This window comes from Acidiphilium cryptum JF-5 (genome assembly GCF_000016725.1).
Classification (GTDB): domain Bacteria; phylum Pseudomonadota; class Alphaproteobacteria; order Acetobacterales; family Acetobacteraceae; genus Acidiphilium; species Acidiphilium multivorum.
On sequence record NC_009484.1, the window covers coordinates 1,494,631 to 1,510,620 of the forward strand.

The 15,990-nt window shown below is 73.5% G+C and carries 15 protein-coding genes; 13 read left to right on the top strand and 2 right to left on the bottom strand.

The window, feature by feature from the left end; genetic code table 11:
• Window positions 1-4: 4 nt before the first annotated feature.
• The 7 genes from ACRY_RS09110 (at window position 5) to ACRY_RS20225 (ending at window position 5,452) form a co-directional block, all read left to right on the top strand.
• Window positions 5-400, top strand: a complete 396-nt coding sequence (locus ACRY_RS09110) for a VOC family protein (RefSeq protein WP_007423941.1) — start codon at window positions 5-7, stop codon at window positions 398-400.
• Window positions 397-1,434 (top strand): tRNA preQ1(34) S-adenosylmethionine ribosyltransferase-isomerase QueA, encoded by a 1,038-nt coding sequence (queA, locus tag ACRY_RS09115; protein WP_011942170.1) that lies wholly within the window; start codon window positions 397-399, stop codon window positions 1,432-1,434. Before ACRY_RS09110 ends, queA begins: the two co-directional genes overlap by 4 nt.
• Window positions 1,431-2,561: a tRNA guanosine(34) transglycosylase Tgt gene (gene tgt / locus ACRY_RS09120; RefSeq protein WP_011942171.1), complete on the top strand. Its 1,131-nt coding sequence runs from the start codon at window positions 1,431-1,433 to the stop codon at window positions 2,559-2,561. The genes queA and tgt overlap by 4 nt, the downstream gene beginning before the upstream one ends.
• Complete coding sequence (gene queF / locus ACRY_RS09125) at window positions 2,542-3,006, top strand: preQ(1) synthase (RefSeq protein WP_007423611.1); 465 nt, start codon at window positions 2,542-2,544, stop codon at window positions 3,004-3,006. Before tgt ends, queF begins: the two co-directional genes overlap by 20 nt.
• A complete protein-coding gene (queG, locus tag ACRY_RS09130; RefSeq protein ID WP_011942172.1) occupies window positions 2,999-4,060 on the top strand; it encodes a tRNA epoxyqueuosine(34) reductase QueG in 1,062 nt (353 codons plus the stop codon). The genes queF and queG overlap by 8 nt, the downstream gene beginning before the upstream one ends.
• Before the next feature lie 85 nt (window positions 4,061-4,145).
• Window positions 4,146-4,604, top strand: coding sequence for a large-conductance mechanosensitive channel protein MscL (gene mscL / locus ACRY_RS09135; protein ID WP_007423609.1), 459 nt, complete (start codon window positions 4,146-4,148; stop codon window positions 4,602-4,604).
• Between the two features lie 482 nt (window positions 4,605-5,086).
• The gene (locus ACRY_RS20225; RefSeq protein WP_231295390.1) at window positions 5,087-5,452 is read left to right on the top strand and encodes a PEP-CTERM sorting domain-containing protein; all 366 of its coding nucleotides are present in this window, start codon (window positions 5,087-5,089) and stop codon (window positions 5,450-5,452) included.
• Window positions 5,453-5,591: 139 nt separating this feature from the next.
• Here ACRY_RS20225 and ACRY_RS09145 read toward each other — a convergent pair whose 3' ends face one another.
• Window positions 5,592-6,296, bottom strand: coding sequence for an LrgB family protein (locus ACRY_RS09145; protein WP_011942174.1), 705 nt, complete (start codon window positions 6,294-6,296; stop codon window positions 5,592-5,594).
• A complete protein-coding gene (locus ACRY_RS09150) occupies window positions 6,289-6,726 on the bottom strand; it encodes a CidA/LrgA family protein (RefSeq protein ID WP_011942175.1) in 438 nt (145 codons plus the stop codon). Before ACRY_RS09150 ends, ACRY_RS09145 begins: the two co-directional genes overlap by 8 nt.
• 104 nt (window positions 6,727-6,830) lie before the next feature.
• Between ACRY_RS09150 and ACRY_RS09155 the strand changes: the two genes are divergently transcribed.
• The 6 genes from ACRY_RS09155 (at window position 6,831) to ACRY_RS09180 (ending at window position 15,974) form a co-directional block, all read left to right on the top strand.
• Window positions 6,831-7,760: a LysR family transcriptional regulator gene (locus ACRY_RS09155; RefSeq protein WP_011942176.1), complete on the top strand. Its 930-nt coding sequence runs from the start codon at window positions 6,831-6,833 to the stop codon at window positions 7,758-7,760.
• Between the two features lie 79 nt (window positions 7,761-7,839).
• Window positions 7,840-9,219: a UDP-glucose dehydrogenase family protein gene (locus ACRY_RS09160; protein ID WP_050751102.1), complete on the top strand. Its 1,380-nt coding sequence runs from the start codon at window positions 7,840-7,842 to the stop codon at window positions 9,217-9,219.
• Complete coding sequence (locus ACRY_RS09165) at window positions 9,212-10,957, top strand: methyltransferase (protein WP_007421841.1); 1,746 nt, start codon at window positions 9,212-9,214, stop codon at window positions 10,955-10,957. Before ACRY_RS09160 ends, ACRY_RS09165 begins: the two co-directional genes overlap by 8 nt.
• Before the next feature lie 24 nt (window positions 10,958-10,981).
• Window positions 10,982-14,122 carry a class I SAM-dependent methyltransferase gene (locus ACRY_RS20415; RefSeq protein ID WP_011942178.1) on the top strand — a complete coding sequence of 1,047 codons (3,141 nt, stop codon included), beginning with the start codon at window positions 10,982-10,984 and terminating at the stop codon, window positions 14,120-14,122.
• The gene (locus ACRY_RS09175) at window positions 14,119-15,165 is read left to right on the top strand and encodes a rhamnan synthesis F family protein (RefSeq protein ID WP_013639964.1); all 1,047 of its coding nucleotides are present in this window, start codon (window positions 14,119-14,121) and stop codon (window positions 15,163-15,165) included. Before ACRY_RS20415 ends, ACRY_RS09175 begins: the two co-directional genes overlap by 4 nt.
• Window positions 15,162-15,974: a lysophospholipid acyltransferase family protein gene (locus tag ACRY_RS09180; RefSeq protein WP_011942180.1), complete on the top strand. Its 813-nt coding sequence runs from the start codon at window positions 15,162-15,164 to the stop codon at window positions 15,972-15,974. Before ACRY_RS09175 ends, ACRY_RS09180 begins: the two co-directional genes overlap by 4 nt.
• Window positions 15,975-15,990: the final 16 nt, after the last annotated feature.

The following is a 15,990-nucleotide window of genomic DNA, read 5'->3' on the forward strand; positions in this document are numbered from 1 at the left end:
GGCCATGAAGTTCACCGTCGACCGGATCGACCATGTCGTGCTGACCTGCTCCGACGTCGACAGGACCGCCGACTGGTACGAGCGCGTCCTCGGCATGGAGCGCGAGGAATTCGGCGCCGAGCGCCGGATCGCCCTGCGCTTCGGCGCGCAGAAGCTGAACCTGCACCAGGCCGGGCGCGAGTCCGGCCCGCAGGCGGCGAAACCCGCCCCCAGCGCGCTCGACATCTGCTTCGTCACCGCCCTCGGCACCGACTTCGTGGTGAACCACCTCCAGGCCCAGGGGGTGGATATCGTCGAGGGACCGGCGCCGAAAATCGGCGCGCTCGGCGCCATGCGCTCGGTCTACTGCCGCGATCCGGACGGCAACCTGGTCGAGATTTCGAGCTACCTCGAAGAATGAACCTCGCTGATTTCGACTATCACCTGCCGCCCGAGCGCATCGCGGCCGAACCGGCGCGGCCGCGCCACGCCGCGCGCCTGCTGCATGTCCGCGGCGACGGGCTCGACGACCGCACCATCCTCGACCTGCCCGCCCTGCTCGCCCCCGGCGACCTGCTGGTGGTCAACGACACCCGCGTCATCCCCGCCCAGCTCACCGGGCGGCGCGGCGACGCGCGGATCGGCATCACCCTCGACCGCCCGCTGGCCGACGGCACCTGGCGCGTCCTGCTGCGCAACGCCCGCCGCGCCCGCCCCGGCGAGACCATCGCGATCGACGGCGCCGGCGGCATCGCCGCCGAGGTGATCGACCGCGCGCCCGACGGCTCGGCGACCCTGCGCTTCGACTGCGACGCCGAGACCTTCCGCGCCATGCTCGACCGCGCGGCGAGCCTCGCCCTGCCGCCCTACATCCCCCGCCCCGCCGGCATCTCCGAACAGGACCGGCAGGACTACCAGACCATGTTCGCCGCCGAGGAGGGCGCCGTCGCCGCCCCCACCGCCGGGCTGCATTTCACCGAAACCGTCCTCGCCGCCCTCGCCGCGCGCGGCGTCGGCCTCGCCACCGTCACGCTGCATGTCGGCGCCGGCACCTTCCTGCCGGTGCGCGAGGACCAGCTCGAACGCCACAAGCTCCACGCCGAGCGCGGCCTGATCGGCCCGGAGACCGCCGCCCTGGTCAACGCCACCCGCGCGCGGGGCGGGCGCATCGTCGCCGTCGGCACCACCAGCCTGCGCGTGCTGGAGACCGCGGCCGGCGATGACGGCACGCTCGCCCCCTGGCACGGCGAGACCGAGCTCTTCATCACCCCCGGCTACCGCTTCAAGCTGGTCGACCGGCTGATGACCAATTTCCACCTGCCGAAATCCACCCTGCTGATGCTGGTCGCCGCCTTCGCCGGGGTGGAGCGCATGCGCGCCGCCTATGCCCACGCCATAGCACGGGGCTACCGGTTCTATTCCTACGGCGACGCCTCGCTGCTGGAGCGCGCATGACCGGCTTCGCCTTCCACAATCTCGGGCAGGACGGCGCCGCCCGCCGCGGCCGCCTGGTCACCGCCCACGGCACCGCCGAAACCCCCGCCTTCATGGCGGTCGGCACCGCCGGCACGGTGAAGGCGATGACGGCGGACGCCGTTCGCGCCACCGGCACCGAGATCGTCCTCGGCAACACCTATCACCTGATGCTCCGCCCCGGCGCCGAGCGCGTCCGCGCCCTTGGCGGGCTGCACCGGATGATGGACTGGCCCGGCATCATCCTCACCGATTCCGGCGGCTTCCAGGTCATGTCGCTGGCCAAGCTCCGCAAGATCGACGAGGTCGGCGTCACCTTCCGCTCGCATCTCGACGGCTCCGCCCACCACCTCACCCCCGAATCCTCGACCGCGATCCAGAACGCGCTCGACGCGACCATCACCATGGCCTTCGACGAGTGCACGCCCTTCCCCGCCACGCACGAGCAGGCCGCCGCCTCGATGCGCCTGTCGATGCGCTGGGCGGAACGCTCCCGCGCGGCCTTCGAACCGCGCCCCGGCTATGGCCAGTTCGGCATCGTCCAGGGCAGCGTCTTCGCCGATCTCCGCGCCGAATCCGCCGCCGCCCTCACCGGCCTCGGCTTCGAGGGCTACGCGATCGGCGGCCTCGCGGTCGGCGAGGGCCAGCAGGCGATGTTCGACACGCTGGACGTCACCACCCCCCTGCTGCCCACCGACCGCCCGCGTTACCTCATGGGCGTCGGCACGCCGGACGACCTGCTCGGCAGCATCGCCCGCGGCGTCGACATGTTCGACTGCGTGATGCCCACCCGCGCCGGCCGCACCGGCCGCGCCTTCACCTCGCGCGGCATCCTCAACCTGCGCAACGCCCGCTTCGCCGCCGAGGACCGCCCGCTCGACCCGGCCTGTCCCTGCCTCGCCTGCGCGCGCCACAGCCGCGCCTACCTGCACCATCTCTTCCGCTGCGACGAAATGCTCGGCCCGATGCTGCTGACCACCCACAATCTAAGCTATTACCAGACGGTGATGCGCGGCGCGCGCGAGGCGATCGAGGCCGGACGCTTCGCCGCCTACGCCGCCGCCACCCGCGACGCATGGAGCCAGGGCGATGACCGACACACGCTATGACGCGCTGCAACAGCTCGGCCGCGAGAGCCGCATGCCGGACTCGCCCGAGGCCGCGGTGCTCGAACGCGTCGCCGCCCCGTCCCGGGGGAAGAACTACGTGGTGCGCTTCACCTGCCCCGAATTCACCTCGCTCTGCCCGATCACCGGCCAGCCCGATTTCGCCCATGTCGTGATCGACTACATCCCCGATTCGTGGATCGTGGAGAGCAAGTCGCTCAAGCTCTATCTCGGCAGCTTCCGCAACCACGGCGCCTTTCACGAGGCCTGCACGCTGATGATCGCCGAGCGCCTGGTCGACCTGCTCGCCCCGCGCTGGCTGCGCATCGGCGCCTACTGGTATCCGCGCGGCGGCATCCCGATCGACGTGTTCTGGCAGACCGGCGCCCCGCCCGAGGGCGCCTACCTGCCCGACCAGGGCGTGCCGCCCTATCGCGGCCGTGGCTGAGGCGGATCTCCGCGCCGCCATCGCCGCCCGCGCCGCCGCTCTCGGCTTCGATGCGATCGGCATCGCCCGCGCCCGCCTGCCCGAGAGCGTCCGCGACAATCTCCGCGCCCATCTCGCCGCCGGCCATCACGGCACGATGGGCTGGATGGAGGATCGCGCCGCCCAGCGGGCCGACCCCGCTTCGCTCTGGCCGGAGGCGGTCAGCGTCATCTCCCTCGGCCTGTCCTACGCCCCCGATGGCGACCCGCTCGCGACCCTCTCCCGCGCCGATCGCGGCAACATCTCCGTCTATGCCCGCAACCGCGACTATCACGACATCATCAAGGGCCGGCTGAAGCACCTCGCCCAGTTCATCGCCGCGCGCGGCGAAGGAGTGAAGGTCTTCGTCGACACCGCGCCGGTGATGGAAAAGCCGCTGGCCGCCGCCGCCGGGCTCGGCTGGCAGGGCAAGCACACCAACCTCGTCTCCCGCCGCCACGGCTCGTGGCTCCTGCTCGGCGAGATCATGACGACGCTGGCCCTGCCGCCCGATCCGCCGCACCCCGACCGCTGCGGCACCTGCACCGCCTGCCAGGCCGCCTGCCCGACCGATGCCTTCCCCGCCCCCTACCGGCTCGATGCCAGGCGCTGCATTTCCTACCTCACCATCGAGCACAAGGGCCCGATCCCGGAAGAATTCCGCCCCGCCATCGGCAACCGCATCTATGGCTGCGACGACTGTCTCGCCGCCTGTCCCTGGAACAAGTTCGCCGTCGCCGGGCGCGAGCAGAAACTCGCCGCGCGCGACGACCTCCTCGCCCCCCGCCTCGCCGATCTCGCCGCCCTCGACGATGCTGGCTTCCGCGCCCTCTTCGCCGGCAGCCCGATCAAGCGCATCGGCCGCGCCCGCCTCGCCCGCAACGTCGCCATCGCCATCGGCAATTCGGCCGATCCCGCACTCGCCCCCGCCGCCGCGCGCCTCGCCGCCGATGACGATCCCGTCGTCGCCGAAGCCGGGCGCTGGGCGGCGCGCCGGCTCGCAATCGGGCTGGCCCCGGCGCGCAAACCCGGCTAGCCTCCGCGCACGCCAGCGTGACCGGCCAACGGTCATGCCAGGCCACTCGCCCCAAAACGGGCGTTTTTCACGACGGGAGCATTCGATGTCAGAGTCGTTCAAGCCAAAACGGCCCGCCTGGGTCGATGACTTCAAGGCCTTCCTGATGCGCGGCAACGTGGTCGATCTGGCCGTCGCCGTGGTCATCGGCGCCGCGTTTTCCAATATCGTCAAGAGTTTCGTCGCCGACATCATCAACCCGGTCATCGGCCTGCTGACCGGCGGGGTCGATTTCTCGAACCATTTCATCACGCTGAAGGGCGCGGCCGAACCCACCCTCGCCGCGGCGAAGAAGGCCGGCGCCGTCACGCTGAACTACGGCGCCTTCGTCAACACGCTGTTCAACTTCCTGATCGTCGGCTTCGCGATCTTCTGGATGGTCCGCCTGATCAGCAAGCTGCACAAGGCGCCGGAACCGGCCCCTTCCGCCCCCCCGGCGCCAACGCCGACCGAACTTCTCCTCACCGAAATCCGCGACCTGCTGAAGGATCGCGGCGCGAGCTGATCCGCCCCGCGGGGCCCGAGGCCAACGCCTCCGGCCCTCATGGCGCCGCGCCCCGCCCCTCCAACGCCGGACACGCCGTGGCCTACCTGCGATCCAGCCCATAACTTTCTGATTGCGAGAGATTTTTTGATCAACCGGATCGGCGGGCTTCGACGCGCCTGACCGTGGCGCTGGAGCCGCGGATCAAATTCTTAATGAAATATTGCCAAACAGCAAGAATCGCGATAAGCGATATTTGGGCAGTTTTTATAGTTTTTTTACGGCATTTTGGAATTTCGTGTATGAAAATTTGGAATCGCCTCCAATGCAGATGGGTGCCCTGGCACGGTTCGCGGGCCGCATGGCTGGCACTCCCTCATGCGGTCGTCGGCACCGCCTGCGTCCTGGGAGCGGCATTCACGCTGGCCGGTCACGCGGATCCGCGCCCGCCGCATCCGGTCGGGGCGCCGCCCGTCATCGCCGGTGCCCCGGGTCCGGTCGCCATGCCGATGACACCGGTCGGCGGCGTGAGCAACCCGAGTCCGTATATCGCCCCTCAGGGCGTGACCGATCAGATCCCGAATCCGGACATTCTCTCCCAACCCATGCCGTCCTTCATACCCGCGGTGGATACCGGACTGCCGCCCGTCCCCGGGGCCCCCAACCCGCCGCCCGTGAACGGCCATACCGGCGGCGTGCCGAGCCCCGGCCCCGGTCCCGGTCCCACCCCGGTCAACGTGCCCGAGCCGTCTTCCCTTCTCCTGCTCGGCACCGCGATCGTCGGATTCCTGGGCGCCCGCTCGGCGCCGGCAATCCGCGGCGGGCTGCGGGGATTGCGTTCAGGCGGAAGGCCGGCCCGGCCCGCGTGACGCTGATCGTCCGGGACGGCATCGCCGCCCGGCCCGAACCCGCAGATCGCCACCGGCAAGCCCGGCGCGGCCCACCGCCGCCCCGGGCCGCGGCGCTGGCCGCGGGGTCCGGTCCGCCCCGCGATGCCCTCCGCGCCGGTCAGACCACCCCGAGCGCCGCCAGCGCCGGCACGACCAGCGCGGTCGCCACCGCCGTCAGCCCGACGCCGAGCGCCGCGTAGGCGCCCGCCTCCGCATCGCGCGCCACCGCTTCCGCGGCGCCGATCCCGCTGCCCGCCACCCCGGCCGCGAGGCCGAAGGCCCGATGATCCTCGATCCCGAGCCAGCCCAGCAGCGGCCGCGCCGCGATCGCCACGATCACCCCCCCGGCGATCGCGAACACCGCGGCGAGCGCGGGCGCGGCGCCGATCTCCCGCGCCACCGCCATCGCGATCGGCGTCGTCGCCGCCTTCGGCGCCATCGCCAGCCCCAGCGCGCCGCTGCCGCCGCACGCCGCCAGCACCAGCGGCCCGGCGATCGCCGCGGTCAGCGCGCCGGCGGCGAGCGAGACCAGAACCGCCAGGCTGTCCCGCGCGATCGCGCCGAGATTGCGCGCCAGCGGCACGCCCAGCGCCACCGTCGCCGGCCCGAGCAGCCAGGAAACCGGCGCCGCCCCGCGCGCATAGGCCGCATAGGGCACGTGCCCCGCCACCAGCCCCGCCATCACCAGGAGAATCGCCACGAGAGTGGGGTTCAGCGCCGGATGCCGCACAAGCCGCGCCAGCCGCAGCGCCGCCTCGAAGGCCAGCACCGTGCCGGCGGCGAACCCGATTCCCGGCAGCGCGCCGCTCCACATCTCACTCATGGCCGCCCGCCGCCGGCAACGCCGCCCGCGGCGCCGAAGCCCGCGACCCGAGCAGCAGCCGCATCGTCAGCCCCGTCACCGCCAGCGCCAGCAGCGAGGAGACGAGCAGCGCCGCCACCACCGCCGGCCAGTCCGCCCGCAGCGCGCCGGCGCCGGTCATCACCCCCACGCCCGCCGGCACGAAGAACAGCGCGTAGCGCCGCAGCAGCAGCGCCCCCGCCTCGCCCGCCGCCACAGCCACCCGGCCGCGATGCGCGGCGAGCAGTGCTGCCAGCATCACCATGCCCACCAGCGCCCCCGGCAGCCGCACCGGCAGCAGCGGCGCCACCGCGCCGCCCGCCGCGAGGCAGACGAGCACGACCGCGAATCCCGCCGCAAGCCGCGCCGCCGGCGCGAATCCCCTGGTCCGAAATCCCGAAATCCGGCGCATGTCCCTCACTCCTCATCGCCCGATTCCATTTGCGCCCGCCGCCGCCCGTGCTGTAGAAGCAGAAATCGCAATTCATTTTTGTTCCACCAGCACAAGCCCGCCCGATGGATGAACTCGCCCGCCTCCGCGCCTTCGTCCGCGCCGCCGAGCTCGGCAGCTTCTCCGGCGCCGCGCGCGAGGCCCGGCTGCCGCCCTCCTCGGTCTCGCGCGCCATCGCCGCCCTCGAGGCCGAGCTCGGCGCCGCGCTGTTCAACCGCTCGACCCGCAAGCTGCATCTCACCGAGGTCGGCTTCGCCTTCCTCGAACGCGCCCGCCGCGTGCTCGCCGAGCTCGACGAGGCCCGCGCCGTCGCCGCCGATCTCAACGCCCGGCCGCAGGGCCTGCTGCGCCTCAACGTCCCCTCCGCCTTCGGCCGGCTGCACGTCATGCCCTTCCTGCCCGGCTTCGCCGCCGCCTGGCCGGACATCCGCATCGACCTCACCCTGAGCGATTCGGTGGTCGACATCATCGATTCCGGCACCGATCTCGCCATCCGCATCGGCGCGCTGGAGGAAAGCCGGCTGATCGCCCGCAAGCTCGCGCCGCACCGCCGGGTCCTCTGCGCCGCCCCCGCCCTGCTCGCCCGGCACGGCCCGGTCGCCACGCCGGACGATCTCGCCCGCCTGCCGCACCTCCTTTTCGCGCTGCAGCCGCACGACCGCTGGCTGCTGACCGATCCGGGCGGACACCGGCACGACATGCCCCTTACCGGCCGCCTCCGCCTGAACGACAGCGAGGCCCTGCTCGCCGCCGCCCGCGCCGGGCTCGGCGCGGCGCTGCTGCCCTTCTGGGTCGCCGGCGCCGCGCTGCGCGCCGGCGAGCTGGTCCGCCTGCTGCCCGACCACCAGGCGATGTTCTGGCCCGGCGAGCGCTTCATCTGGGCGGTCTACCCGCCCAAGCGCGTGGTCCCGCCCAAGGTCCGCGCCTTCATCGACGGCTTCGCCGCCCATCTCGGCGCCCCGCCCTACTGGGAGCGCGACGCGCCGCCGCCCTGATCCCCGCGCGGGCGCCTATTGCCTCGCGCCCGCATGATTGCCAGAACATCCCCGAGGCGAGTTAGAGGAGCTGAACGTGTTGAAGATCGCGATCATCGGCGGCGGCTATGTCGGCCTGGTGTCGGCGGCGTGCTTCGCCGAATTCGGCGTCAGCGTGATGGTCGCGGAAACCGACCCCGCGCGGCTCGACCGCCTGCGCCGCGGCGAGATCCCGATCTACGAGCCGGGGCTCGATCCGCTGGTCGAGCGCAACCGCGCCGCCGGCCGTCTCGGCTTCACCGGGCGGATCGAGGAGGCGATCGCCGGGGCCGAGGCGGTGTTCATCGCCGTCGGCACGCCCTCGCGGCGCGGCGGCGGCCATGCCGACCTGTCCTATGTCTTCGCCGCCGCCGAGCAGGTGCTGGCGGCACTCGACCACCCGACGGTGCTGGTCACCAAATCCACCGTCCCGGTCGGCACCGGCCGCCGCCTCGCCGCCCTCGCCGCCGCCCGCCGCCCCGAACTTGCGATCGACGTCGCCTCGAATCCGGAATTCCTGCGCGAGGGCAGCGCGATCGGCGACTTCATGCGGCCGGACCGCGTCGTCGTCGGCGCCGAGACCGAGCGCGCCCGCGAGGTGCTGCGCGCCCTCTACCGCCCGCTCAACCTGATCGAGACGCCGATCCTGATCACCGGGCTCGAGACCGCCGAACTCATCAAATACGCCGCCAACGCCTTCCTCGCGATGAAGGTCACCTTCATCAACGAGATGGCCGATCTCTGCGAGGCGGTGGGGGCGGACGTGCACGGCGTCGCCCGCGGCATGGGGCTCGACCGGCGGATCGGCGCCAAATTCCTCCACCCCGGCCCCGGCTTCGGCGGCTCCTGCTTCCCCAAGGACACGCTCGCCCTCGCCCGCATCGCCCAGGACGCCCGCGCCCCCTCCCGCCTGACCGAGGCGGTGGTCGCGGTGAACGACGCGCGCAAGGCCGGGCTCGGCCGCCGCGTGCTCGATGCCGCCGGCGGCTCGGTGCGCGGCATGCGCGTCGCCGTGCTCGGCCTCGCCTTCAAGCCCGAGACCGACGACATGCGCGATTCCCCGGCGATCCCGCTGATCGAGGCGCTCGCGGATGACGGCGCCGACATCATCGCCTATGATCCGGCGGCGATGGCGGCGGCGAAGCCCCTGCTGCCCGCCGCGGTGCGCTACGCCGAAACCGCCGAGGCGGCGATCGAGGGGGCGGCGGTGCTGGTCGCCGTCACCGAATGGAACGAGTTCCGCGCCCTGGCCCCGGCCTGGCTCGCGGCGCGGATGCAGGGCCGGCTGATCGTCGACCTGCGCAACATTTTCGACCCGGCGGCGATTCGCGCCGCCGGTTTCGTGTATCATGGCGTGGGTCGCGGCAGCGTTTCGCAATTGGCCGCGAACCCTGAATTTGAGCAGGATTTTGAGCAGGACAGGGAGTTTTCCGATGGATGAATTGACCGCCGGCGCCACGGCCGGCGACGCGCCGCCCGAACTCGCCATGGCCGGCGCCTACCCCGACTTCGCCAATCCCGAGCTGCTCGCCGCCATTCCGCTGGACGCGCGGACGGTGATCGACATCGGCTGCAGCGGCGGCGCGCTCGGCGCCGCCTATCTCCGCCTCAACCCCGCCGCCCGCGTGCTCGGCATCGATACCGACGAGGCGGCGCTCGCCATCGCCCGCACCCGCCTGACCGAGGTCGCCCGCTGCGACATCCAGGCCGAGGACCTGCCCTTCGACCTCTCCGGCGGCGTCGACGTCCTGGTCTATGGCGACGTGCTGGAACACCTGGCCGATCCCTGGGCCGTGCTCGCCCGCCATGTCCGCCACCTCAACCCCGGCGGCGCGGTGGTCGTCTGCTTCCCCAATGTCGAGCACTGGAGCATCGCCTACCGGCTGTTCGCCGGCCGGTTCGACTATGACGAGCGCGGCCTGCTCGACCGCACGCATCTGCGCTTCTTCACCCCGCGCACCATGCGCGCCCTGCTCGAACGCGCCGGCCTCACCCCGTGCGACGTCCGCTCCCGCCCGAGCGATGCCGCCGCCGCCGCCCGCTTCGTCGAGGCGATGCGCCCCGGCCTCGCCGCGATCGGCGTCGATCCGGCGGAATATCTCGGCCGCGCCACCCCCGTGCAGTTCGTCTGGCGCGCCAGCCTCGCCCCGCGCGAGCGCCTGGTCGTCGCCTCCACCATGCTGCCGCCGCAGGGCGGCGTCTCCGATGTCCGCGTCATCGAGCCGGCGGCGGCGCTGGCGAGCGACCCCACCGTCTTCAGCGTCGTCCGCCAGGAAGCCGAGATCGCCCCGATGATTGAGGGCGCGCCGCACATCGCCGTGCTGCACCGCCCGCTGCTGGTCGGCGACTCCGGCCGCGCCCGCCTGCGCGCGCTGATCGACCGCGGCTTCCTCGTCGTCACCGAGTTCGACGACCACCCCGATTTCCTCGCCGCCCGCGGCATCGATGTCGCCGAGCTGCTCTCCTTCACCGGCGTCCACGCGATCCAGACCAGCACCGAGCCGCTCGCCGCCACCCTCGCCGCCTGGAATCCCGAGGTCGCGGTCTTCCCCAACGCGATCCGCGCGCTCGACCCGCCGGCCAACTTCGCCAACCCCGACCGCCTGACCCTGTTCTTCGGCGCCCTCAACCGCGAGGAGGACTGGGCGCCCTTCATGCCCGTGCTCAACGAGGTGCTGCGCGCCGTCGGCCCGCGCCTGCACCTGCTCGTCATGCACGACCGCGCCTTCTTCGACGCGCTGGAGACGCCGAACAAGGAATTCGTGCCGATCTCCGACTACGCGACCTATCGCAGCCGCCTCGCCGGCTGCGAGATCAGCTTCATGCCGCTGGCCGACACGCCCTTCAACCGCGGCAAGTCCGACCTGAAATACATCGAGGCCGGCGCCGCCCGCGTCGTCCCCCTGGCGAGCCCGGTGGTCTACGGCGACTCGCTGCGCGACGGCGAGACCGGCCTGATCTTCACCTCGCCCGACCATCTGCGCATGCAGCTCCTCCGCCTGCTCGCCTATCCCGAGGCCGCCCGCCGCCTCGCCGATTCCGCCCGCGCCGAGGTCGCCGCGAACCGGATGCTCGCCTACCAGGTCCGCGCCCGGACCGACTGGTACCGCGCCCTCTGGGCCCGCCGCGCGGAGCTGGACGCCGCCCTCCGCGCCCGCGTCCCGGCCCTGTTCGCGTAACCGGCGCGCGCCCATCTGCCGGAGATGACGACCAGCCCCCCCCAGCCCGCCACCGCCCCGGCGATCCGCGTCCACTGGCCGGACGCGCCGGCGGCGCCGCAGGATCTCGTCTGCCCGAACTGCGGCGCCGAGGGCCCCAAGCCCCGCCTGCTCGACGTCGCCTGGACCGCGCCCAAGCTGCCCCGCGGCGACCGCAAGCCGGTGCTCGCCTGCCCCGCCTGCACCGCCCGCTTCTACCCGCCGCTGCGCGTCCCCAACTATGGCGACCCCGACGTGATGGACTGGGGCTGGCACCAGTTCCACATCCAGCACGGCGCCGGCCTCGTCGCCATCACCCGCCTGCTCGGCCGCATCGCCCGCAAGCCCGGCACGCGCTGCCTCGAAATCGGCTGCGGCTACGGGTTCGGCCTCGATTTCGCCCGCCACGCGATGGGCTGGACCTGCCTCGGCATCGACCCCTCGCCGATGGCCCGCGTCGGCGCCGCCGATCTCGGCCTCGACATCGTCGACGGCTATTTCCCCGACGCCCTGCCCGATGCCGCGCCATGGGACGTCATCGCCGCGACCGAGGTGATCGAGCACGTCCAGCGCCCCGCCGCCCTGCTCGCCGAGCTGCGCGCCCGCCTGGCGCCGGACGGCATCCTCCTGCTCACCACGCCGGACGGCGCGGCGATCGACCGCGCCACCCCGGAAACCGACCTCGCCCAGCTCCTCGCCCCCGGCATCCACATGGTCTTCCAGACCGAGGCGAGCCTGCGCCGCCTGCTCGAATCCGCCGGCTTCGCCAATGTCCGCGTCGGCCGCGAGGGCTTCACCCTGGTCGCCTATGCCGGCGCCACCCGCGGCGGGCTGGCCGAGGACGATGCCGCCCAGCGCCCGCGCTTCCGCGCCTGGCTGGCCGATCGCGCCCGCGCCCTCGATCCGGTCTCCGATCCCGGCCTCGGCTTCGCCGCCCGCGCCCTGTTCGAGGCGGCGGTCGATCTCGACTGGCCGGCCGCCGCCGCCGCCCGCTCCCACCTCTGGCCGGCCATCCGCGCCCGCTACGGCTTCGAGCCCGACGCGCTGGAGGCGATCCCGGCGGACTGGATGAGCCTGCCCCTCGCCCGGCTGAACGAGGTGATGCCGCTCAATCTCGGCATGATCCTGCACGCCGAGGCCAGCCGCCTGCGCGCCGATCCCGCCACGCGGCCGCGCGCCGGCGCCGTCTTCGCCCTCGCCGGCAATGCCGCCGCCGCCCTGCACGCGGCCCTCGCCCGCCTCACCCTGAACGACGCGCTGGCCACCCAGCTCGCCTTCCGCGCCGCCGCCGAGGCCGCGCTCGAGGCCGCCCGCGTCGCCGCCCCCGAAACCCCGCTCCGCTTCGCCGCCCTCGCCAGCCGCGCCGCGCCGGAGGCCGAACGGCGCGACGTGCTCTGGCGCGGCGTGATCGAGCTGGTGAATGCCGGCGCGCCGGAGCGCGCCCGCGCGCTGATGCAGGCGGAAGGCCTCGCCGAACCCGGCCCCGACCTGCCGCACGTCACGCGGCGGGACGCGCTGATCGTGCTCGGCCAGCTCGCCCTCGGCCCGGGCGGCGACCCGCGCCGCGCCATCGCCCTCGCCGAGCGCCTCGGCGCCGACGCCCCCTCCAGCCCCGGCGCGCCCCTCCTGCTCGGCGCCGTCGTCCGCCTGTCGAACGACGGCGAGGAAGCCGCCCTCGTCCCGCTGCTGCACCGCGCCGCCCCGCTCTGCGCCGGCCGCACCGACGCGCTCGGCACCGACGCCTCGAACGCCCTCGCCGGCGCCATCGCCCGCCATGCCGACCCGGCCGAGATCCCGCTCCTGCTCCGCCCGCTGCGGATCGACGCGCGGCGCCGGGTCGAGGCGGTGCTCACCGCCTTCACCCGCCTCGTCGCCGCCGGCCGCCACGACGAGGCGGTGGCGATGGCCGATGCCGAGAACATCGTCAGCCACGCCGTCGCCCGCGACGACGCGATCGGCCGCGACACCCGCCTCGCCCTCGCCCTGCTCGACCTCGCGACCGGCGACCCGGCGGACGTTCCCGCCCGCATCGCCGGCCTCGCCCTCGGTCCGGCGGCGCAGCGGGACATGCTGATCGACGGGTTCTGCCGCCTCGTGAACGCCGGCCGCTACGCCGATGCCGCGACCTATGCCGAGGCCGCCGGGATCGAGGCGCTGGCCGCGAGCGGCGGCGGGAACGATCCCGCCGCGGCCGACGCGCTGACCGCGCTCGCCATCCTCGACCTCGTCACCGGCGATCCCGCCCGCGCCCCCGCCCGCATCGCCGCGGTGCCGCTCGCGCCCGAGCGCCGCCGGCAGATCACGCTCGGCGCCTTCGTCACCCTGGTCAACCGCGCCCGCTACGACGAGGCCATCGCCCTCGCCGAATCCGCCCCGATCGCCGACTGGGCCGCCGCCGGCGATGCCGACGGGCGCGACGCCGCGATCGCCCTGATCGCCCTCGCCCTCGTCGCCGGCGACCCCGCGATCCTGCCCGCCCTGCTCGACGGCCTGCCGCATCTCGACACCGCCGCGCGCGGCGACGCGCTGGTCCAGGCCGCGCTCCGCCTGCTGCATCTCGGCCGGCCGGACGAGGCCGCCCGCCTGCTCGCCCCGGTCGACGAAGCCGCCCTCGCCCCGGCGGCGCGGATCGAGCTGCTCGCGGCACGGGCCGGCTGCGCCGCCGCCGCCGGCGACACCGCCGCCCTCGCCGACCTGCTCGACCGGCTGGATGCCGAGGGCGCCGATCCCGGCCGGCTCGCCGGCCTCGCCGTCGGCCGCTTCGTCAGCGCCGTCCATGAAGGCGATTTCGCGGCGGCGGACCGGCTGCGCCGCCGCGTCGAGCCCGCCTTCGACGGTTTCGCTCCGGCGGCGAGCCCGGCGCTGCGCGGCGCCGGCTTCGCCCTCGGCCTGCTCGAATTGCAGGAACCCGCCCGCCCGCACCGCGCCGAACGCGCCTTCGCCGCCGTCCGCCGCGGCTTCGCCGCCGACCTCGCCGAGGGCGACGCCGCCCCGGCGCTGTTCTGGGAAGCCCTGCGCGGCGAGATCATCGCCCTCCACCGCACCGGCCGCGCCGCCGAGGCCACGGCCCTGGGCCGGGCGATGCTCGCGCGCTATGAGGGCGCTCCCGACAGTCTCAGGACCGAACTGGCCCCGCCCGCCCCATGAACACCGCCCAGCTGCTCCGCGCCGCCTGGCGCGCCCTCCGCCACGCCTGGACCCTCGCCGCCATGACCGTCGCCGCCGGGCTCGGCCGGCTGCGCAACCCGCACCAGGTCATCGCCCGCAAGCCGGATGGCGGCATCGTCCTCGGCCCCCGCGTCGTCCTCTTCCTGCACTGGGACCGCGGCGGCCGCGTGCGCGAGGCGCTGTTCGACTACATCGCCCAGCTCGCCGCCTCCGGCCGCTCGGTCGTCTTCGTCACCAATGCCGGCGCGCTCGACCCCGGCGCCGAGGCCCGCCTGCTCGCCCTCTGCGCCGGCATTCTCGTCCGCCGCAACATCGGCTACGATTTCGGCGGCTGGCGCGACGCGATCGAGACGCTCGATCTCCCGCAATCCGGCACCGAGGAGATCATCATCGCCAACGACAGCATTTTCGGCCCGGTCCGCCCGATCGATTCGATGCTGCTCCGGCTCGACTACGACGAAGCCGATGTCTGGGGCCTCACCGAGAGCTGGCAGCGCCGCTACCACCTGCAATCCTATTTCGTCGCCTTCGGCCCGCGCGCCATCCGCAGCCCCGCCTTCCGCCGCTTCTGGTCCGGCGTGATCCCCGCGCCGTCGAAACCCTACGTGATCGGCAAATACGAGGTCGGCCTGACCCAGGCGATGATCCGCGCCGGCCTGCGCGTCGCCGCCCTCTGGCCCTACGAGGCGCTGACCCGGCAGATCACCCGCGACCAGCTCGCGCCCTATCTCGACATCGAGCCCGGCGGCCGCGCCGACCCGCACGACCTCACCCGCTGGCTGCACATCCTGCGCCTGCGCGACGCGATCGCCCGCCGCCGCCCGCTCAACCCGACCTCGGATCTCTGGCGCCACCTGCTGCTCTCCGGCTACCCGTTCATCAAGCGCGAGCTGCTGCGCGACAACCCCACGAAGGTCGAGGATATCGGCGACTGGGCCGACCTGCTGCGCGACGAACTCGGCGCCGACCCCGCCCCCATCCTCGCCGACCTGCGCATGATGCTGCGCGGCGACGCGCCATGACCCGGCGCGCCATGACGAAAAAACTCTCCGGCGCGCGGATGTACGCCCGCCTCGCCGCCGTGCTGGCCTGGACGATGGCGCTGCTGCCGGTCCAGCTCGTGCTGATCCGCCGGCCCGGCCGCGCCAAGCGGGCGCTGCCGCTGCGCTACTGGGGCGGCGTGGCCCGCATCCTCGGCCTCGAACTCCAGGTCATCGGCACCCCCGCCGCGACCGACGAGCGGCCCGTGCTGTTCGTCTCCAACCACACCTCCTGGCTCGACATCGTCGCCCTCGGCGCGGTGCTGCCGGGCTGCTTCATCGCCAAGGCGGATGTCGGGCGCTGGCCCGGCATCAGCGCCGTCGCCCGCGCCGGGCGCACCATCTTCGTCAGCCGCGCGCGCACCGGCGCCGGCCGCGAGCGCGCCGAGCTCGCCGAGCGCCTCGCCGCCGGCGACAGCCTGATCCTCTTCCCCGAGGGCACCACGTCGGACGGCGCGCGGGTGCTGCCCTTCCGCTCCAGCTTCCTCGCCCTCGCCGAGACCGACCCGCCGCCGCTGATCCAGCCCGTCACCATCGTCTACGACCGGATGGATTCGCTGCCCGTCTGCCGCCGCAACCGCCCCCGCATCGCCTGGTACGGCGACATGGACATCGCCTCGCACTACGCCGAGCTCGGCCGGCACGACTGGCGCGCCACCATCGTGCTCGACGACCCGATCGAGCTCGACGGCGGCCGCAAGGCGCTGACCGCGACCCTCGAACGCCAGATCGCCGCCCGCGCCGCCGCGATCCGCCAGGGCCGCTATCCCGGCCCCTTCACGAAAGCATAACCGGAATCCGCTTGAC